General features: G+C 72.5%; 22 protein-coding genes, 1 tRNA gene and 2 pseudogenes. 8 read left to right on the forward strand and 17 right to left on the reverse strand.

Features of this window, described 5'->3' with window-relative positions; all coding sequences use genetic code 11:
* Positions 1-15: 15 nt before the first annotated feature.
* The 3 genes from OG715_RS07530 to OG715_RS07540 are packed head-to-tail and all read right to left on the reverse strand — an operon-like array spanning position 16 to position 2,189.
* On the reverse strand, positions 16-1,068 hold the full coding sequence (locus tag OG715_RS07530) for an ArsO family NAD(P)H-dependent flavin-containing monooxygenase (protein ID WP_266276209.1): 1,053 nt from the start codon (positions 1,066-1,068) through the stop codon (positions 16-18).
* Complete coding sequence (locus OG715_RS07535) at positions 1,065-1,823, reverse strand: aquaporin (protein WP_266276208.1); 759 nt, start codon at positions 1,821-1,823, stop codon at positions 1,065-1,067. The genes OG715_RS07530 and OG715_RS07535 overlap by 4 nt, the downstream gene beginning before the upstream one ends.
* 54 nt (positions 1,824-1,877) lie before the next feature.
* Positions 1,878-2,189: an ArsR/SmtB family transcription factor gene (locus OG715_RS07540; RefSeq protein ID WP_266276207.1), complete on the reverse strand. Its 312-nt coding sequence runs from the start codon at positions 2,187-2,189 to the stop codon at positions 1,878-1,880.
* Positions 2,190-2,312: 123 nt separating this feature from the next.
* Between OG715_RS07540 and OG715_RS07545 the strand changes: the two genes are divergently transcribed.
* From OG715_RS07545 to trxB, 3 genes and pseudogenes are all read left to right on the forward strand, one after another.
* Positions 2,313-2,957 carry an arsenate reductase/protein-tyrosine-phosphatase family protein gene (locus OG715_RS07545; RefSeq protein WP_266276206.1) on the forward strand — a complete coding sequence of 215 codons (645 nt, stop codon included), beginning with the start codon at positions 2,313-2,315 and terminating at the stop codon, positions 2,955-2,957.
* A 66-nt stretch (positions 2,958-3,023) separates the two neighbouring features.
* The gene (locus OG715_RS07550; protein ID WP_266276204.1) at positions 3,024-3,455 is read left to right on the forward strand and encodes an arsenate reductase ArsC; all 432 of its coding nucleotides are present in this window, start codon (positions 3,024-3,026) and stop codon (positions 3,453-3,455) included.
* A gap of 8 nt (positions 3,456-3,463) precedes the next feature.
* Positions 3,464-4,457: pseudogene (trxB, locus tag OG715_RS07555) on the forward strand (thioredoxin-disulfide reductase).
* A gap of 279 nt (positions 4,458-4,736) precedes the next feature.
* Here the strand turns inward: trxB and OG715_RS07560 are convergent.
* A complete protein-coding gene (locus OG715_RS07560; RefSeq protein WP_323182285.1) occupies positions 4,737-5,126 on the reverse strand; it encodes an ArsR/SmtB family transcription factor in 390 nt (129 codons plus the stop codon).
* Between the two features lie 73 nt (positions 5,127-5,199).
* Positions 5,200-5,538, reverse strand: a complete 339-nt coding sequence (locus OG715_RS07565) for an STAS domain-containing protein (protein ID WP_266276202.1) — start codon at positions 5,536-5,538, stop codon at positions 5,200-5,202.
* A gap of 598 nt (positions 5,539-6,136) precedes the next feature.
* Here OG715_RS07565 and OG715_RS07570 point away from each other — a divergent pair.
* Positions 6,137-6,553, forward strand: a complete 417-nt coding sequence (locus OG715_RS07570; RefSeq protein WP_266276201.1) for a pyridoxamine 5'-phosphate oxidase family protein — start codon at positions 6,137-6,139, stop codon at positions 6,551-6,553.
* A gap of 49 nt (positions 6,554-6,602) precedes the next feature.
* Positions 6,603-7,304 carry a carbonic anhydrase gene (locus OG715_RS07575; protein ID WP_266276199.1) on the forward strand — a complete coding sequence of 234 codons (702 nt, stop codon included), beginning with the start codon at positions 6,603-6,605 and terminating at the stop codon, positions 7,302-7,304.
* Positions 7,305-7,340: 36 nt separating this feature from the next.
* Here OG715_RS07575 and OG715_RS07580 read toward each other — a convergent pair whose 3' ends face one another.
* The 7 genes from OG715_RS07580 to OG715_RS07610 all read right to left on the reverse strand — a co-directional run bounded on the left by OG715_RS07580 (position 7,341) and on the right by OG715_RS07610 (position 11,164).
* Positions 7,341-7,700: a zinc ribbon domain-containing protein YjdM gene (locus tag OG715_RS07580; RefSeq protein WP_266276198.1), complete on the reverse strand. Its 360-nt coding sequence runs from the start codon at positions 7,698-7,700 to the stop codon at positions 7,341-7,343.
* Between the two features lie 340 nt (positions 7,701-8,040).
* Positions 8,041-8,172, reverse strand: coding sequence for a DUF6126 family protein (locus OG715_RS07585; RefSeq protein WP_266271919.1), 132 nt, complete (start codon positions 8,170-8,172; stop codon positions 8,041-8,043).
* Positions 8,165-8,350, reverse strand: a complete 186-nt coding sequence (locus OG715_RS07590; RefSeq protein ID WP_266276196.1) for a hypothetical protein — start codon at positions 8,348-8,350, stop codon at positions 8,165-8,167. The genes OG715_RS07585 and OG715_RS07590 overlap by 8 nt, the downstream gene beginning before the upstream one ends.
* A gap of 27 nt (positions 8,351-8,377) precedes the next feature.
* The gene (locus OG715_RS07595) at positions 8,378-8,860 is read right to left on the reverse strand and encodes an ATP-binding protein (protein ID WP_266276194.1); all 483 of its coding nucleotides are present in this window, start codon (positions 8,858-8,860) and stop codon (positions 8,378-8,380) included.
* A gap of 25 nt (positions 8,861-8,885) precedes the next feature.
* Complete coding sequence (locus OG715_RS07600) at positions 8,886-10,625, reverse strand: SulP family inorganic anion transporter (protein ID WP_407660952.1); 1,740 nt, start codon at positions 10,623-10,625, stop codon at positions 8,886-8,888.
* Positions 10,622-10,969, reverse strand: a complete 348-nt coding sequence (locus tag OG715_RS07605) for an ArsR/SmtB family transcription factor (RefSeq protein ID WP_266276192.1) — start codon at positions 10,967-10,969, stop codon at positions 10,622-10,624. The genes OG715_RS07600 and OG715_RS07605 overlap by 4 nt, the downstream gene beginning before the upstream one ends.
* 3 nt (positions 10,970-10,972) lie before the next feature.
* On the reverse strand, positions 10,973-11,164 hold the full coding sequence (locus tag OG715_RS07610) for a hypothetical protein (protein WP_266276190.1): 192 nt from the start codon (positions 11,162-11,164) through the stop codon (positions 10,973-10,975).
* A 229-nt stretch (positions 11,165-11,393) separates the two neighbouring features.
* Here OG715_RS07610 and OG715_RS07615 point away from each other — a divergent pair, with 229 nt between their 5' ends.
* Together OG715_RS07615 and OG715_RS07620 are read left to right on the forward strand one after the other, a co-directional pair.
* Positions 11,394-11,687: a hypothetical protein gene (locus OG715_RS07615; RefSeq protein ID WP_323182284.1), complete on the forward strand. Its 294-nt coding sequence runs from the start codon at positions 11,394-11,396 to the stop codon at positions 11,685-11,687.
* Positions 11,688-11,922: 235 nt separating this feature from the next.
* Positions 11,923-12,507: pseudogene (locus OG715_RS07620) on the forward strand (DinB family protein).
* Positions 12,508-12,579: 72 nt separating this feature from the next.
* Here the strand turns inward: OG715_RS07620 and OG715_RS07625 are convergent.
* The 3 genes from OG715_RS07625 to OG715_RS07635 all read right to left on the reverse strand — a co-directional run bounded on the left by OG715_RS07625 (position 12,580) and on the right by OG715_RS07635 (position 14,233).
* The gene (locus OG715_RS07625; RefSeq protein WP_266276188.1) at positions 12,580-12,768 is read right to left on the reverse strand and encodes a hypothetical protein; all 189 of its coding nucleotides are present in this window, start codon (positions 12,766-12,768) and stop codon (positions 12,580-12,582) included.
* 152 nt (positions 12,769-12,920) lie between these two features.
* A complete protein-coding gene (locus tag OG715_RS07630; protein WP_266276186.1) occupies positions 12,921-13,286 on the reverse strand; it encodes a hypothetical protein in 366 nt (121 codons plus the stop codon).
* A 104-nt stretch (positions 13,287-13,390) separates the two neighbouring features.
* Positions 13,391-14,233, reverse strand: a complete 843-nt coding sequence (locus OG715_RS07635; protein WP_266276184.1) for a hypothetical protein — start codon at positions 14,231-14,233, stop codon at positions 13,391-13,393.
* Positions 14,234-14,335: 102 nt separating this feature from the next.
* Between OG715_RS07635 and OG715_RS07640 the strand changes: the two genes are divergently transcribed.
* Positions 14,336-14,409: transfer RNA gene (locus tag OG715_RS07640), tRNA-Met, on the forward strand.
* Positions 14,410-14,463: 54 nt separating this feature from the next.
* Here OG715_RS07640 and OG715_RS07645 read toward each other — a convergent pair.
* Both OG715_RS07645 and OG715_RS07650 read right to left on the reverse strand, forming a co-directional pair.
* A complete protein-coding gene (locus OG715_RS07645) occupies positions 14,464-15,735 on the reverse strand; it encodes an ATP-binding protein (protein WP_266276182.1) in 1,272 nt (423 codons plus the stop codon).
* Complete coding sequence (locus tag OG715_RS07650; protein WP_266276180.1) at positions 15,732-16,655, reverse strand: GNAT family N-acetyltransferase; 924 nt, start codon at positions 16,653-16,655, stop codon at positions 15,732-15,734. Before OG715_RS07650 ends, OG715_RS07645 begins: the two co-directional genes overlap by 4 nt.
* Positions 16,656-16,678 lie beyond the last annotated feature (23 nt).

Genomic DNA, 16,678 nt, shown 5'->3' on the forward strand with positions numbered 1-16,678 from the left:
GGCGCGACAGGCGGGTCAGCGCAGGAGGCCGGTGATCTCGGCGACGGCCTGGCGGGCGGTACGGCCGACGCCGATGAGGGTGGCGGAGGCGGGGCCGGTCCAGTCGCCGTAGCCGAGCAGGTGCACCCGCGGATCCGCCGCCGCGCGGGTGCCGGCGGTGGCGATCCGGCCGCGCTCGCCGCCGCGAAGGCCGAGTGGGGCGAGATGGGCCAGGGCAGGGCGGAAACCGGTGCACCAGATGATGGCGTCGGCCGGTCGCACCGCGCCGTCGGCGAAGCGGGGCCCTTGGGGGGTGAGGGCGGTGAACATGCGGTGGTCGGTGAGGAGTCCGGCGTCGCGGGCGGCGCGTACGGGCGCGGTGGCGACGATGTCGCCGAGGTCCGAGATGCGCGGGCCGCCGCCGGTGACGCGGCGGGTGGCGATCTCGAACAGGGCCCGGCCGTCGACCTCGTCGGGCAGGAGCCGGGCCGGTCGGCGGGTGACCCACCGGACGGCGGCGGCGTGGCCGGTGAGGTCGGCGGCGATCTGCGCGCCGGAGTTGCCGCCGCCCACCACGACCACCCGCGCACCGGTGAAGTCCTCGGCCCGCCCGTAGCCGGTGGTGTGGAGCTGGCGTCCGGTGAACAGCTCCCGGCCCGGGACGGCCGGGACGAAGGGCCGCGACCAGGAACCGGTGGCACTGACCAGTGCCCGCGTGTGCCAGGTGCCGTCGTCGGTACGGGCCAGCAGACCGCCGTCCTGGGCGTCCTCCACCGCGAGGACCTTCACGGGGCGGTGGACGGGCAGGTCGAAGCGCTTCTCGTACTCGGCGAGGTACCGGGCGGCGTGGTCGGCGTCCGGGTAGGACTGTCCGGCCTGGCCCGGCATCGGCCGGCCCGGCAGGGACGAGTAGGCGGCGGGGGAGAACAGCCGCAGGCTGTCCCAGTAGTGCTGCCACGCCCCGCCCGGCGCCCCGGAGGCGTCGAGGACCGCGAAGTCGAGTCCGGTACGCCGCAGGTAGTACCCGGCGGCTAACCCGGCCTGGCCGGCGCCGACGACGAGGACCTGGACGCGCCGGACCGGGCTCATTTCGCCCCGGCCGGGCGGCGGTGGGTGAAGATCAGCGCCACCAGGGCCAGGCCGAGCGTGCCGCCGATCAGCTGCATGCCGATGAAGCCGGGCAGCGAGGCGGGGGCGATGCCGGCGAAGGTGTCGGTGAAGGCTCGGCCGATGGTGACGGCGGGGTTGGCGAAGGAGGTGGAGGAAGTGAACCAGTATGCCGCGCCGATGTAGGAGGCGACCGCGACGGGGGCGAAGCGCAGGTGGTCGGTCTTGGCGAGGCCGAAGATCAGCAGGACCAGGCCGGCGGTGGCGACGACCTCGCCGAGCAGCAGGTGCCCGGCGGAGCGGTCGTGCGTGGACCACTTCACCAGGGCCTCGCCGAACATTGCGTCCGCCAGGATCGCCCCGCCGATCGCGCCGACGATCTGTGCGGGGATGTAGGCGGCGACCTCGCGCGGACCCAGGCCCTTGGGGTCCTTGCGGCCGGTCCACCATTCGGCCAGCGTGACGACCGGGTTGAAGTGGGCGCCGGAGACCGGACCGAGCAGCAGGATCAGCACGCCGAGACCGAAGACGGTGGCGGTGGAGTTGGCCAGCAGCTGCAGGCCGATGTCCTGGGTGAGTTCGGTGGCCTGGATGCCGGAGCCGACGACGACCGCGACCAGGGCGGCGGTGCCGACCAGCTCGGCCGCCACCCGGTTCAGCAGCGGGACCGCCGGCGGCTCGACGCCAAGCGGCTCCGCGTCGGTGGCGTCGGGTCCGGCCTCGTCTATGGCGCTCAACGGGGTACTCCTCGTACGGGGGGCGGGATGGCCGCCGGGGGTCGGGCGGGTGGTTCAGCAGGACCGCTTGCGGCCTTCCGCGGCGGCTTCGCGGGCGGTGGCGGCCAGAGAGGCGAACTCCGCGGCGACGGCCTCCAAGGCGTCGGCGCGGAGCTTGTAGTACGTGAAGCGCCCGCAGGGCTCGGTGTCGACCAGCCCGGCGTCGCGCAGGATCTTCAGGTGGTTCGACAGGTTCGTCTGCCGGGCGCCGGTCTCCTCGACCAGGTGCGTCGTGCACAGCGCCTCCTTGGCGAGGAGCGCGACGATCTGCATCCGGAGCGGGTCGGCCAGAGCCTTCAATACATCACTGTCGACTGATGTCACCATGGGCTGATACGTTACCCGTGCCGGGCCCGCGAAGCGAGCCCCCCTTCCTCCCGGCCGCCACCGGGGACACCTGCGCGTCCGCTCCACCACGACCCGCTGCCCCCTGAAGGGCTGGAACCCCTGATGAACGAATCCCCGCCTCCGGCGCCGGACCCGAGACTCCAGGCGGGCACCGCCCGCCTGGCCGCGCACTACGACGGCACGTTCTCCACCGAGACCGTCCGGCACCTGCTGCACGACTCCTACCGGCGCCTCGCCGAGGGCGCCGCAGTCCGCACCCACCTGGTCGTCCTGGCGGAGCGCCTCGCGACCGAGCGCCTGGACGCCCTCGCCCGCACCACCGGGCCGACGGCCGGGGCGGCGCCGCGAGTGCTGTTCGTCTGCACCGGCAACGCCGGACGCTCCCAGCTCGCCGCCGCGATCCTCGCCCACCTCGCGAAGGGCACCGTGCAGGTCTCCTCCGCCGGCACCCGGCCCGCCGCCGACCTGGACACCCACATCGCCGACGTCCTCGCCGAGGCCGGCGTGCCGCTGCCCGAAGGCGCGTTCCCGAAGCCGCTGACCGAGGAGGTCGTGGCCGCCGCCGACATCGTGGTCACCATGGGCTGCGGCGACACCTGCCCCCTGCCGGCCGGACGCCGCTACCTGGACTGGCCGGTGCCCGACCCGGACGGTGCCCCGATCGAGCGCGTGCGCGCGATCCGCGACCAGATCGGCTCCCGCGTCCAGGCCCTGATCGCCGACCTCCTCCCCACCCGGCCGAAGTAGCCCCGCCTACGCGCCCGGCCCACACCCGGGCACGGAAGTCCGCACCAACCGAAGGAACCGCCCACGATGACCACCGCGCCGACCGCCTCCGTGCTGTTCGTCTGCATCCACAACGCCGGCCGCTCGCAGATGGCCGCCGGCTTCCTGCGCCACCTCGCGGGTGACCGCGTCGAGGTCCGCTCCGCCGGATCCATCCCCGGCGACCAGATCAACCCCTCGGCCGTCGCGGCGATGGCCGAGCTCGGCATCGACATCTCCGACCAGAGGCCGAAGATCCTCACCACCGAGGCCGTCCAGGCCTCCGACTACGTCATCACCATGGGCTGCGGCGACGCCTGCCCGTACTTCCCCGGCAAGAAGTACCTCGACTGGAAGCTGGACGACCCGGCCGGCCAGGGCGTCGAGGCCGTCCGCCCCATCCGCGACGAGATCAAGACCCTCATCGAGCACCTGATCGCCGAGATCGACGCCAAGACCGCCGCCGGACAGGAGAGCTGAGCATTCTCATGACGGCGAACGCAGAGATCACGGGCGACAGCGACGTCCGTGACGTGATCATCATCGGTTCCGGCCCCGCCGGATACACCGCCGCCCTCTACACGGCCCGCGCCTCCCTCAAGCCCCTGGTCTTCGAGGGCGCCGTCACCGCCGGTGGCGCGCTGATGAACACCACCGAGGTCGAGAACTTCCCGGGCTTCCGGGACGGCATCATGGGTCCCGAGCTGATGGACAGCATGCGGGCCCAGGCCGAGCGCTTCGGCGCCGAGCTGATCCCCGACGACATCGTCTCGGTCGACCTCACCGGCGACATCAAGACCGTCACCGACTCCGAGGGCAACGTCCACAGGGCCCGCGCGGTGATCGTCACCACCGGCTCCCAGCACCGCAAGCTGGACCTGCCCAACGAGGACAAGCTGTCCGGCCGGGGGCGTCTCCTGGTGCGCGACCTGCGACGGCTTCTTCTTCCGCGACCAGGACATCGCGGTGGTCGGCGGCGGCGACACCGCCCTGGAGGAGGCGACCTTCCTCTCCCGCTTCGCCCGCAGCGTCAAGGTGATCCACCGCCGGGACACCCTGCGCGCCTCCAAGGCGATGCAGGAGCGCGCCTTCGCCGACGAGAAGATCAGCTTCGAATGGGACAGCGCCGTCGAGGCCATCCACGGCGACCCGAAGCTGACCGGTGTCACCCTGCGCGACACCACCACCGGCGAGCTGCGCGAGCTCCCCGTCACCGGCCTGTTCATCGCGATCGGCCACGACCCGCGCACCGAGCTCTTCAAGGGCCAGCTGGAGCTCGACGCCGAGGGCTACCTCAAGGTCGAGGCCCCCTCCACCCGCACCAACATCCCGGGTGTCTTCGCCGCCGGCGACGTCGTCGACCACACCTACCGCCAGGCCATCACCGCCTCCGGCACCGGCTGCTCCGCCGCCCTGGACGCCGAGCGCTACCTCGCCTCGCTGGCCGACCTGGAGGCCCAGGCCGCCGCCGTCGCAGACTGACCCAGTGCAGCAAAGCGGGCCCGACTCAGCCTGGAGCCGGGCCCGCATCGATCCTTGTGCACGCCAGCTAGCTGCGGCTCGTCGAACGATGTTGCGTCACACGCAACATCGTTGCGTGTGACTTGGCCCCGCATGAAGGGGCGGCAGCCGATTGATGGCACGGCGGGTGGCTCACCCCGCCGAACGGCGAGTGGCCCGCAGGTGGGAGCGGGTGCACGATGCTGGCCCGGGGTGGGTCGGCTCGGCCTTGGCGGGTTGACGGCGGGCCTGGCCGTCGGGTCAGTGTGGGGGTGTTGGATCGCTGCCGGGGTGGAGGTCGTTGAGGAGTTCGGCGCGGTCGGTCAGTAGGGTGCTGAGGATGGAGCGGGCGACCTTGAGCAGGTCGGCGACCTCGGGGCTGGTGAGGCGGTAGACGACGCTGGCACCGTCGCGGCGGGAGGCGACGACTCCGGCGCGGCGCAGGATGGCGAGCTGCTGGGAGAGGTGGGCGGCCTCGATGCCGACTTCGGGGAGCATGTCGGCGACGGCGCGTTCGCGCTCGCTCAGCAGTTCCAGGACGCGGATGCGCACCGGGTGGCCGAGGGTTTTGAAGAACTCGGCCTTGTGCTGGTAGAGCGGCACCGTGACGACGGAGGGCTGTCGCGGGGTGTCGGCGTTCAGGGAGATCACCGTCCCCTTATCTGGTGCTGGTTGGGTTGGGCTTCATCGGCTGTGACTCTAGCAATGGGGCAAATGGGGCTGCTCAGGGCGTGGTGAGCGTGGTGCGGGTCGTGGCGCTGTCAGGGTGGATGCCCAGGCCGTGGGCGGTGGCGATCAGGGGCGCCACGCGGTCTCCGAGTCCGCACACCGCCGACGGGCCGTGGTGTGCGCCGAGGCGGGCGGCGGCGTCGACGATCGCCGCCTCGCCCTCGGTGTTCCAGCCTCGCAGGGCGGACAGGTCGATGATGACCGGCCCGGTGCGCCGGGCCCGGGTCCAGTCCACGGCTCCGGTGAAGCGGTGCAGTGCGTCCTGGCCCAGGTGGCCGGACAGTCGCAGCAGGTCGACTCCGTCGCTGTGGTCGAGGTCCCATTGAATGCTCACCGCTGCCTCCTGGTCGCACGCCAGGGGCGGCGGTGAGCGTTCACGAGGTCCCGACGACCCATCGGGTGCGGGGGGATGTGCCCGCGGTGCGGGCTCCGTCCGCCTGCGGCCGGGCGCCACAAGTCGCACGCGACCACGGGTGCGGCGAGCGATGCCCGGGCGCAGCGGTGCGGTGGGATGTGCATCCCAGTCCCCTCTCCTCGTGATTGCCAATATTAGCAACTGCTAAGGTCTGCAATGTGGCGGGCTGCCGGAAGCGTCCGTCGCGGGGTGGGCCGCCCGGGAACCGACGCCTGGGCGGCCCGACCTTTCGGGAAGAAGCGCGTCGCAGGGGGACTGTCGGCGCCGAAGCGCGGTCCGGGGTGGTTGCGCCGCCTGCGGCCGGTCGCGGGCGGGTCGGCGCTCTTGTTCGGGGCCGGGCGACTCGGCCGCTCGCACATAGTTGCTGATATTCGCAACTGCTAAAGTCTTTGCCTGGTGGCCCTCGGTGCCGCTGTCGGAGGCTGGCCCCCCGGTGCCGGGGCGGGCCTCCGGCTGGGCCTGCCCGTCGGCTCCGTGGCGGTGCGGGCCCGCCGGACCGTTGTTCCCGAGGTGGCCGATGGACGATCAGCCAGTGCCTTCCCTGCTGGAGCTTCCCCGTGGCCAGGCTCTTGTACTGCTGGCGGGTCTTGGCGCGGGCCGGCTCGTCGCGGACCGGGCCGCGCCGGGTCCGGCCGGCCTGGTGGTGGTGAGCCACCTGGTGGAGGGCGAGCGCGTGTACCTGCGTGTGCACCTGCCGCCTGGCGGGGCCGGCCACCCGCAGCGTCTGACCTATCTGGCGCAGCGGATCGACCCGGAGGAGCACACGGGCTGGCTGGTGCGGGTGACGGGGGCGGTGCGCCGGGTCGTGGAGCCGGGCGAGCTCGCCCGCTACCGGGTGCCGATGCGGGCGTGGCCGGACGAGGGCAACGAGCACTTGTTGCTCCTGCGCCCCGAGCGGCTGACCGCCTACCATCTGACCCGCGGCCGGTGGTGAGAGCGTGGTGTCCCGTCGTGAGGGCGGTGTGCCGGGGAATCGGGGGTCGATGGCGGTGGGCCGCCGCAGCGTTCTGCGGAGCGGCGCGCTGGCGGCCGTGTGCCTGGCGGCGCCTGCGGTGGCGCCGCCTGCCGGGGTGGCGGCTGCGCCGGAGGCCGGTACTCCCGAGCTGGCGCTGGCGCGGTTGAAGGCGGGCAACGACAGGTGGGTCGCCGACCGGGCCACCCGTCCGGACGTCGGTGCGGCCAGGCGCGTGCAGGTGGCCGGTGGCCAGGAGCCGTTCGCGGTGGTGTTCTCGTGCATCGACTCGCGGGTGCCGCCGGAGCTGGTCTTCGACCAGGGCTTGGGTGACCTGATGGTGGTGCGCACTGCCGCGCACACCCACGATGCGCTGGTGGCGGGGAGTCTGGAGTACGGCCCGGCCGAGCTCGCCACCCCGCTCGTGGTGGTCCTGGGCCACCAGAACTGCGGAGCGGTGACCGCAGCCGTGGAGTGCCTGCGGGAGGGCCGCAGGCTTCCCGGCCATCTCGCCGACATCGTGCACGACCTGCGGGCTCCCTACGACGAGGCCCGCCGCCAGGGTGTCGCGCCGGGACAGCTGGTGGAGGCGACGATCCGGGCCCAGACCCGGCAGACGGTCGCCGCGCTGCGCGGCGACCGTCTGCTGTCTCCCCTGGTGGCGGCCGGGCGGCTGCGAGTGGTCGGCGCGTACTACCGCCTGGACACCGGCGAGGTCACCTTCTCCGACTGACCGGTCCTGGTGGAGAGGTGGTCGCGGGACGGCCGGTCAGGCTTTCTTGACGACGCTGGACTTGAGCTGCATCGGGCCGAAGCCGTCCACCTTGCAGTCGATGTCGTGGCCGTCCACGCCGTCGACCAGGCGGATGTTGCGGACCTTGGTGCCCGCCTTGATGCCCGAGGGGCTGCCCTTGACCTTGAGCGCCTTGACGACCGTGACGGTGTCGCCGTCGCTCAGCACGTTGCCGACCGCGTCCTTGATCACGCGCTCGCCCGCGGCGCCGGTGTCCTCGGTGCCGTCCTCGGTGAGGGCCCATTCGTGGCCGCACTCCGGGCAGACCATCAGCGCGTCCATCTCGTAGGTGTACTCACCCGAGCACTTCGGGCAAGAGGGGAGGTTCTCACTCATATTGGCAACAGTATCTTTCGTAGTGGGGCGGTTTGTGCGGTGTGCGTGCGGACGTCGCGGGTGCGAGCGGGTCAGGGCGTCGGGTGCGAGCGGGTCAGGGCGTCGGGTGCGCGGGGTCGGCGCCCGGCACCGCTGTCCGCGGACGCGCCCTGGGGGCACAGGCCGGGTTCGACCCGGTCTTCGTCCTCGTGCGGTCGGATGCCGAAGGGCCCGGCGCGGCCGGGGCCGGTGGCGCCGAGCTGTGGTGCGCTGCCTTTGGGGCGATGTGGTCCGGGGATCGACGACGTCCTCCGTCGGGTTCGCTGTCAACAGGGGTCGGGCCATCGGGCCGGTGTGGGGGTCAGTGGCGGTTGCCGAGGGCGAAGAGCAGGATCACGAAGCCGGCGAACAGGTGGGTGCCGGCGATGTAGAACGACGCGCGCACCAGCATCGCCTTGCGCTTGGCCTTCTCGTCGCTGACGGCATCACTCATGACCGGTGTTCCCCTTTCGGGCGGGGCGGGGCGCCCCTGTGCGGGGGCGGGGTCGGATGTGCAGGCGCTCGCCCGTGGCGGCGGCACGCCTCAGTCGCTCTCGCAGGGTGGTCGCGTCCGCGGTGACGGGTGCCAGCGCGGCGCCGTGGTCGTCGAAGGCGGTGATCTCGAAACGCAACGGGGGTCTCCTTTCGCCGGTGTGCGGTCAGGGCGGGGGGCAGGGGAGCAGGACACGGACGAATTTGCCGTTGCCGCCCGGGTCGTGACCGGCTGACAGGTGGCCTCCGAAGTCGTCGGCGATCTCGGCGATCACCGCGAGCCCGTACCCGGCGCGCGGGGCCGGTCGTGGCCGTGCCAGCGCGGGCAGGTACGGGTCCTCGTCGTGGACACTGATGTCCAGGTGGTCGTCCGTCATGGCGAAGGTCAGGGCCAGGTGACTGGAGCGGGCGTGGCGGACGGTATTGACCGTCAGTTCGGTGACGACGAGAACGACGGCGTCCAGTGTGCTGGCGCGCCCCGGCACTCCCCAGCTGGTGAAGACGGTGCGGGCGGTGCGGGCGGACAAGGCGATTGCCGCCGGGGTGTTGGCCAGCGTCACGGTGTAGGCCGGTCCCCGCACCGGCGCGGGGCGCCGCACCAGTGGCACGTTCCGGTGCCGGCGCCCGAACAGCTGCCACCGCCCGCTCACGCGCGGCCTCCCCGGTCGGCGGCCATCAGCGTCCCTTGCCGGTGGCGGTCGGCAGTACGCCGCTCAGGTGGTCCCTCGCGTACGCGATGGCCTGCGGGGTCGCCTCGAACACGCGCTGCTCGGCGTGCAGGGCGTCCAGCGCACCGAGGGCGTCGAGTGTCTTGAGGTGCTCCTCGCGCGCGCCGGAGACCAGGACGAGGATGCCGCGGCGCTCCAGCTTCGCGATGGCATCACCCAGCACCAGGGCGCCGGTGGCGTCGATCGCACTCACCCGGGAGAGCCGCAGGATCACCGCCTTCACGTCACTCGTCTCGGCGAGTTCGAGCAGGAAGCGGTGCGCGCCCGCGAAGAACACCGGCCCGTCGATGCGGTAGGCCACGATGTGATCGGCCAGCAGTTCCTGCTCCTCGCCATGGTGGTCGGCCGGCGCCAGGCCCTCGTGCAACGCGACCCGGGTGAGGGCTGCCGAGCGGGCGACCTGGCGCAGCGCCAGCGCCCCCGCGACGAGCAGGCCGACGATGACCGCCGTGACCAGGTCGAATGCCAGGGTCGCCGCCGCGGTCAGTGCGAGGACCGCCGCCTCGCCCCGGCCGCTGCCTGCCAGCGCCCGGACGGAGGCGACCTCGACCATGCGGATCGCGGTGGCGATCAGCACGCCGGCCAGCGCCGCCAGCGGGATGCCCGACACCAGCGGGGCAGCGGCGAACACCACTACCGCGAGCACGGCGGCGTGGACGAGGGCGGCCAGGCGTGAGGCGGCGCCGGAGCGGACGTTGACGGCGGTGCGGGCGATCGCCCCGGTCGCGGCGACGCCGCCGAACAACGGTGCCACCAGGTTGGCGATGCCTTGGCCGAACAGTTCGCGGTCGCTGTCGTGGCGTTCACTGACGCTCATCGCATCCGCCGCCGTCGCCGACATCAGCGACTCCAGCGCCGCCAGCGCCGCGACCGCCAGCGCGGCGGTCGCCAGCTGCGGCACATCACCCACGTGGAGGAAGCCGAGCGAGGGGGCGGGCAGTCCGGCGGGCAGGTGCCCGATCGTCGCCACGTGCAAGCCCGCCAACGATGTGACCAGGGTGGCCGCGATGACGGCGAGCAGCGAGAACGGGATGCCCGGGCGCAACCGGGCGCCGACCAGCATGACCAGGGCGACGCCGCCCGCCAGCGCGAGCGGGGCCGCGTGCGGGGCATGGGCGAAGTCCTTGACCGCGTCCCAGGCGGTGACCACGACGTTCTGCGCGCCCGACGCCTTCACACCCAGTGCGGCCGGTATCTGCTGGAGGCCGATCACTGCGGCGATTCCCAGGGTGAAACCCTCCACCACCGGGGCCGGCACGTACGCCATGAACCGGCCGGCGCCGCCGAGCGCGGCTGCTACCAGCAGCACTCCGGCCATCAGGCCCACCGTCAGGACGCCTTCGGTGCCGAACCGGTGGACGATCGGGACCAGGACCACCGTCATCGCTCCGGTCGGCCCGCTGACCTGGAGGTTGGAGCCGCCGAAGAACGCGGCGAGCGCGCCGGCCACCACCGCGGTCGCCAGCCCCGCCTCGGCCCCCGCGCCGGACGCGACCCCGAAGCCTAGCGCCAGCGGCAGCGCGACGATCGCCACCGTCAGCCCCGCCAGCAGGTCCTTGCGCGGCGAGCGGCCCATCGTCGCCAGCCCCGCCCGGTCGGGCAGCACCGCCCGCAGCCGCGCACCCGCCCGCCGGGCGAACGCCCCGAACGCGGAAGAGCCTCTCAGGTCTGTGGACGCCCCGCTCATGCCCGGTGCGCCTGTCGTTCGGGCTCGCGCAGTTCGGCGAGCAGCGCCCCCTGGTCGGTGATCATCTCGGTGAGGATGCGACGGGCCGCGCGCAGCAGCTCGGCCACGTCCGGGGTGGCCAGCGCGTACACCACGGTGTTGCCCTCCCGGGTGGCCGTGACCAGCTGGGTACGGCGCAGCACCGCCAGCTGCTGGGACAGGTTGGAGGGCTCGACCTCGATCGCGGCCAGCAGGTCTCGCACCGGGCGCGGCCCGTCCTGGAGCAGCTCCAGGACGCGGATGCGGACCGGGTGGCCGAGGGTGCGGAAGAACTCCGCCTTCGCCTGGTACAGCGGCACCGCCATCGCTCAGTCCTCTTCCTCTTCGTCCGCGCCGGTCTCCAGCACGATGCCGTGGTGGGCGGCGATGCGCAGCAGCTGCGTGATCCGCCCCCCGTACGCCTGGGCACCGTCCTCGTCGCCGCTCTCCCGGGCCCGGGCGCGCATCTGCCGGGCCTCGGCCAGCTGCGCACGCAGCTCCTCGTCGAACACGTCGCTCATCGTCGCCCTCCCATAGCCGGACATCGGGACGTCCGACGGCGCAGAACCTCTCACCACAAGGATGCAGCATCTATGAATGTGAAGAATTCTTCAACTTGCGATCAAAGCAAGTCGTGTCCGGGCGGCGGCGAGTCGACCGTGATCGGTTGCGGTCGCAGCCTCGTGCCACTGCGACGCGATCCGTAGCCTCACGGACACCGGCGCGGCCCTCGTCGACTACGACAGCGGCATGGCCCTGGGCACTCGTGTCGCAGCGGTCGCCCGCCTCGACCTGACCCTGGCCGCCGCCGGGTGCACGGACATCGTCCGCGCCACCCGCCGCACCCTGGACACACTGAACCTGGGCGCCGAGGAGGTCGAGGACATCCTCGCCGCCCTCACCGGCCAGTACCACCTGATCCGACCGCTCACCCGAACCAACGGCAGCAGCCTCTTCCTGTACCTCGTCCTGGACCGCACTCGAACCAACCTCACCATGGCCCGCCACCACCTGTGCCGCATCGAGGCCACGCTGGAGCTCTAGACACCCCCGGCTGGTCCCCCTGCTCGCCGGTGAAGACGGGCAGTCCGCCGGCGAAGACCGGGCCGTCGAACGGCAGGAACCCCGGCCGGCCGGAAGCTGTCGCACGTGACAGGTTCCGCGAGGTTCTTGCAGAAGGTCAGGGCGGCGGCCAGGACCATGCCTCGGCTCCGCCAGTCGTCGCGGACCACGTACGTGATCTTGAGACCACGGGCAGTCCGTGGCAGGCTCGTGCCGCATGATCGACGAATTCGCGAAGGACAACCTTCGCGGGCGACTGCGGCGTGACCGCGAGGCGCTGCTCTGAAAGCTCGACGGCCTGTCCGAGTACGACGCCCGCCGGCCGCTGACCGCGACCGGGACCAACCTCCTCGGCCTGGTCAAACACGTGGCCACCGTCGAGGCCAGGTACTTCGGCGAGGTCTTCGACCGCCCCTCCCCGGAACCGCTGTGCCGGTGGCAGGACGCCGACGGCAGCGATCTGTGGGCGGCCGAGCACGAGACCCGCGATCAGATCATCGGGTTCTACCGGCGCACGTGGGAACACTCGGACACGACGATCGACGAGCTTCCCCTCGACGCCCCCGGCCACGTGCCGTGGTGGCCGGAGCCTTCCCCCAACACGAACCTGTTCGCCATCATGGTCCACGTCCTCGGCGAGACCACCCGACACACCGGGCACGCCGACATCCTGCGCGAGGGCCTCGACGGCCGCACCGGGCTGCGCCCCGAACACGAACAGCAGATCAACGAAGAAGCCCGCGCGGCCTACTTCGCGAAGATCGAGAAGGCCGCCAGGCCGGCCGGACCACGAGAGGCGTAGTACGGGTGCCGTGCGCGTGGGCCGCTCGGTCCGCCGCGCACGGCACTGGGAGGTGGGCCGCGGCTTCGCGCCCTACTCCTCAGCGACGACAGCGGGTGCGCTGCCCTCCGAGCCTTGGCGGATGCCGGCGTACCTCTCGGGCCCCCACTCGGGTGAAGCGGCCAGCATCGCCTCGAAGGCGGCCGGCTCCGGGTCGAGATAGGCAACCCCGGAGGCCAGCACCAGATGGGCCGACCCCGGCAGGTCCAGCACTCTGTCCACGTTGCATCCAATGCAACATCGTTGCACCGGTTACGCCTGACCCGCCACGAACGCCAACCGGGGGACCGGCCCCAGCCGATCCCCCGGCAAAGTCGCAGCTCATAACCAGGCGGAGCACATGCCGGATGTTGCATCCGATGCAATACCGCTCGTTAGGCGAAGTAGGCACCTCGGAGGAGCCCGTCGAATCCGAGCGCGGCGTACATCGCCTCGAACGACTCCCACTCCTGCTCGTCGCCGGTCGCGTCCCGCGAGGCTTCGACGTCGGCGGCCTCCAGGTCCCGCTCGCGCCACTCGTGCGCGCAGCGGCAGCGGACGAACACCAGGTCGGGGTGGACGTGGATGAGGAGCCAGTCGCGTTCTGCGGCGCAGTTGGCGCAGGTGATGAGGATGCCGCGGGGGTTCAGCGGGCCGGGATGAGGGACGGCGAGGGTGGCCGGGGCAGCCTCGGAGGGCTTCGGCTCGTGGCCGAAGCGGAAGTGGGTGTAGCGGTCGTCGCCGGCGTCGGACGTGGTCAAGGAGCCCCCAACTCTCGTGATGTATAGAGTGAAATGCCCAGAGGGCGAATCATCTTCCCCTTTTGTCTGGTTTTGCGAGTGATCCGCGTCACCCCAGGTCCTGGTCAGGATCGTCGGACGAGGAGGGTCTCGGTTGCGGCGAGACGGTCGGTCACGTCGTCGGCCTGGGGGTGGGTGGCGGAGGTGAGGGAGAGGCCTGCGGAGGTGAGTGCGGCGACGACCCGGGCGGCGAGGTCGTAACGGGATCGTGGGCTCTCGGTCTGTCGGCCGAGCGCCACACAGACGCGCTGGAGCCGGTCCCTGGTCAGTTGGACCTGGCCGGCGAGCGGCTGGTGGGTGATCCGCTGTGTGGCGAGTGCTGCGGCGGCGTCGGCGTGCACTGCGGATGCCCGGGCGGCGTCGACCGCCAGTGCGGCGGTGTAGATCGCGCCGTGCAGTAGCTCGGCGGCGGCTTCCGCTGCGGTGACCTGAATGGTGAAGGGGCCCATCGTGACGGAGTCGGTGGTGGGGTCGAACTGGAAGCTCCAGAAGTCGCGGGCGACCTCGCGTTCGCGCTGTCCAGCTCGCCGGGCGGCAGCCTGTGCTCCCAGGCCGGTTCCGCGGGACCAGTGCTCGAAGTGGGTCAGGCCGTCGCGTATCTCCTTCAGTCCGGGAAGGGCTGCTTCGAAGCGGCGGCGGGCTGCGTCGAGTTCGTCGGCCGGGGTCTGGGCGGCGCCGAGTTCGGTGAGCGCGGCCTTCTGGAGGGTGGCGGCCGTCAGCAGGTTGCGCAGGGCCGTCACGAGCGTGCGGGCGTCGATCTGCTGGGAGTCGAAGCCGCGGACCTGGGTGGGTTGTTCACGCATGCGGCGCACCGTCAGGGCGACGGTGGCGTTCCACCAGGTCGCCTCGGAGACGGCGATGGCGTGCGGGTTGTCGGCCGGGGACCAGTCGTCCGGGAGTTCGCTCATGGGGGCATGGTGGCGTGCCGGGCTCTGTGGCGCACGGGTTTTCCCGGGCGGAGTATCGCGTTTCTCCCATGGCCCGCGGTGGCGTACAGTCGGGTTCACCGACGCGGGGTGGAGCAGCTCGGTAGCTCGCTGGGCTCATAACCCAGAGGTCGCAGGTTCAAATCCTGTCCCCGCTACGACGAAGGCCCGGGGCCGCGCACAGTGTGCGCGGCCCCGGGCCTTCAGTGTTGTCAGTCGGTGGTGATGTCGAGCTGGCGGGCGGCGTCGGCGAGGTGCTGGAGGCAGATCTCGGCGGTGGCGGCGGTGGCGACGAGGTGGGCGACGCGGGCGGTGCCGAGGTTACCCGCGGGCGGCAGGGCCACGTGGTCGCCGGGCTGCTTCTCCCACACCAGGCGTTCCAGCCAGTGCTGGTGGCGCAGTGCGGGGTCGGCGGTGGCCCGGGTGAGTCGGCCGTCCGCGGGGGCGTAGGCCATGTGGATGGCGGCGGCGCGGCGGCGGGTGGGGGTGAGGTCGGGGCGAAGGCCGACGGCGATGTCTGCGGCGGCGAGCGGCAGGTCGATGCCGGTGGCCTCGCGGACGAGGTGCGGGATCAGGTCCCCGGCGAGCCGGCCGTTCACCTCGATCAGGCGCGGGCCGCTGGCGGTCAGGCGCATCTCGACGTGGGAGACGCCGTTGGCGTAGCCGACCGCGTGGAGGGCCCGGACAGCGACGGGGCCGACGAGGGCGAGGAGTGGGTCGCCGGCTTCGACGCTGTGGCCGGTCTCCTCGAAGTAGGGCGGCGGGCCGAGGCGCTTGCGGGTGACGGCGACCGGGGTGGTGGCGCCGCGGACGGTGACGCACTCCACGCTGATCTCCGGGCCGTCGAGGTACTCCTCGACCAGGACGCCGCACCGGCCGGTGGCGTGCTCGTGGTCGCCTGCCGCCTGGTCGGCGAGGTCGAACGCCGCCGTGAGGTCCTTGGGGGTGGCGGCGAGGCTGACGCCGATGCTGCCGGCCGCCGCAGCGGGCTTGAGGACGACGGGGTACCCGATCGTGGCTGCGGCGGCGCGGGCCTGGTCGGGGGTGTCGGCGCGGACGCTGGCGGCGGAGGGGACGTTGAAGGCGGCGAACGCGGCACGGCTGGCCGCCTTGTCGCGGCAGGTGTGGGCGGTGGCGGTGGAGTTCCCGGACGTGGCGAACCGGCAGGCGAGGTGGGCTGCGGTGTGCTGGGCGAACTCGTCCCAGGTCAGGACACCCTTGATGTGGTGGTCGGCGGCGAGGCGCTCGGCGGCGGCGAGGCTGGCGTCCGGGTCGCTGGTGTCGGCGACTTCGTGTCCGTGGATGTAGGGCGCTTCCCAGGTCGGCTCGCTCGGGCTGAGGAGGACGACGCGGTGGCGGGCGGCGATCTGCTCCAGCGCGTAGCGCCTGTACTGCTCGTCGCCGGCGGATACGAGCAGGAGCGTGGGGATGGTGCTGGTCAGGGGGGTCCTTCCGAAGGCGGGCGGGGACGGGGCAGGTGTCACCAGGGCAGGGTGGGGTGGTGGTGCAGGGCCTGTTCGCCGAGGCTGCGGGAGAGGGCGGCGAGCGCCTTCGCGGTGGCGGGGTCGGGGGCGGGCAGGTGCACGACGGTGCGCAGGACGTGCGGCTGGTACCCGAGGCGTTTCTTCGCCCGGTAGTTGGCCCGCCCGGCGTCGATGTGTCGGGCGCCCTGCTCCATGGCCCAGCGGGGTGCCTCGGTCATCAGCCAGGTGTAGGCCAGGCGGCTGAGGGGGTGCTGGTAGTCGATGCCGGACGCCCAGAGGTAGAGGCGGTCGTCGTGGAGCCAGCTGTACAGGCCGCCGACGAGGTGGCGGTCGGTGCGGGCAGCGAGGAGGACGGCACCGGGCACCTCGGCTAGGCGCTCGAACATGTCCCTGCCGTACAGGGTGGCGCCGTGGCGCTCGGCGGTGCCGACGGCGAGTCGGGTGAACTCTTCCAGGTGGGGCAGCATCCGCTTCCCGGTCAGGGGGTGGAGTGCGAGTCCGGCCTCGGTTCCGCGTCGCCACTGGCGGCGGATGTCCCGGCGGTGGCCGGTTGGGGTGTTCGCCCACCAGTGGTCGAGCCCCGAGCCGGGGTCGAGGTCGCGGACGTGGGCGACGTCGGTGGCCAGGTCGAGGACGTGCGCGGCGCCCTGGCGCCGACCGGCGGCGGCGAGCCGCTGTGCCTGGTCGGTGTCGAGGCCGGGGTAGACGACGGCGCGGGCGCCGCGCTCGTTGGCGAGGTCGAGGCCCGCGCGGGCGGTCACGGCGGCCGTCCGGTCGGTGGCGGCTCCGGCGCCGCCGTACTGGCCGTGGGGACTGCCGGAGTACAGGACGGGGCCGGGCCACACGGGCGCGGCGCCCGCGTCGACTTCCTGGCTGGTCCAGTACGGGCAGCCGTTGGCGCCGACGAGGAAGTACGGCACGGTCTCGGTGACGGCGGCGTCGA

Origin of the sequence: Kitasatospora purpeofusca (assembly GCF_036010405.1) — a bacterium.
Classification (GTDB): Bacteria; Actinomycetota; Actinomycetes; order Streptomycetales; family Streptomycetaceae; genus Kitasatospora; species Kitasatospora purpeofusca.

Bases quoted from the DNA above. Each gene is read 5' to 3' on its own strand.
- OG715_RS07580 (WP_266276198.1), bottom strand. From the start codon at position 7,700: ATGAGTGAGAACCTCCCCTCTTGCCCGAAGTGCTCGGGTGAGTACACC.
- OG715_RS07635 (WP_266276184.1), bottom strand. From the start codon at position 14,233: ATGAGCGAACTCCCGGACGACTGGTCCCCGGCCGACAACCCGCACGCC.
- OG715_RS07615 (WP_323182284.1), top strand. From the start codon at position 11,394: ATGGCCCTGGGCACTCGTGTCGCAGCGGTCGCCCGCCTCGACCTGACC.
- OG715_RS07530 (WP_266276209.1), bottom strand. From the start codon at position 1,068: ATGAGCCCGGTCCGGCGCGTCCAGGTCCTCGTCGTCGGCGCCGGCCAG.
- OG715_RS07600 (WP_407660952.1), bottom strand. From the start codon at position 10,625: ATGAGCGGGGCGTCCACAGACCTGAGAGGCTCTTCCGCGTTCGGGGCG.
- OG715_RS07575 (WP_266276199.1), top strand. From the start codon at position 6,603: ATGGCGGTGGGCCGCCGCAGCGTTCTGCGGAGCGGCGCGCTGGCGGCC.
- OG715_RS07545 (WP_266276206.1), top strand. From the start codon at position 2,313: ATGAACGAATCCCCGCCTCCGGCGCCGGACCCGAGACTCCAGGCGGGC.
- OG715_RS07605 (WP_266276192.1), bottom strand. From the start codon at position 10,969: ATGGCGGTGCCGCTGTACCAGGCGAAGGCGGAGTTCTTCCGCACCCTC.
- OG715_RS07540 (WP_266276207.1), bottom strand. From the start codon at position 2,189: ATGGTGACATCAGTCGACAGTGATGTATTGAAGGCTCTGGCCGACCCG.
- OG715_RS07585 (WP_266271919.1), bottom strand. From the start codon at position 8,172: ATGAGTGATGCCGTCAGCGACGAGAAGGCCAAGCGCAAGGCGATGCTG.
- OG715_RS07550 (WP_266276204.1), top strand. From the start codon at position 3,024: ATGACCACCGCGCCGACCGCCTCCGTGCTGTTCGTCTGCATCCACAAC.
- OG715_RS07570 (WP_266276201.1), top strand. From the start codon at position 6,137: ATGGACGATCAGCCAGTGCCTTCCCTGCTGGAGCTTCCCCGTGGCCAG.
- OG715_RS07610 (WP_266276190.1), bottom strand. From the start codon at position 11,164: ATGAGCGACGTGTTCGACGAGGAGCTGCGTGCGCAGCTGGCCGAGGCC.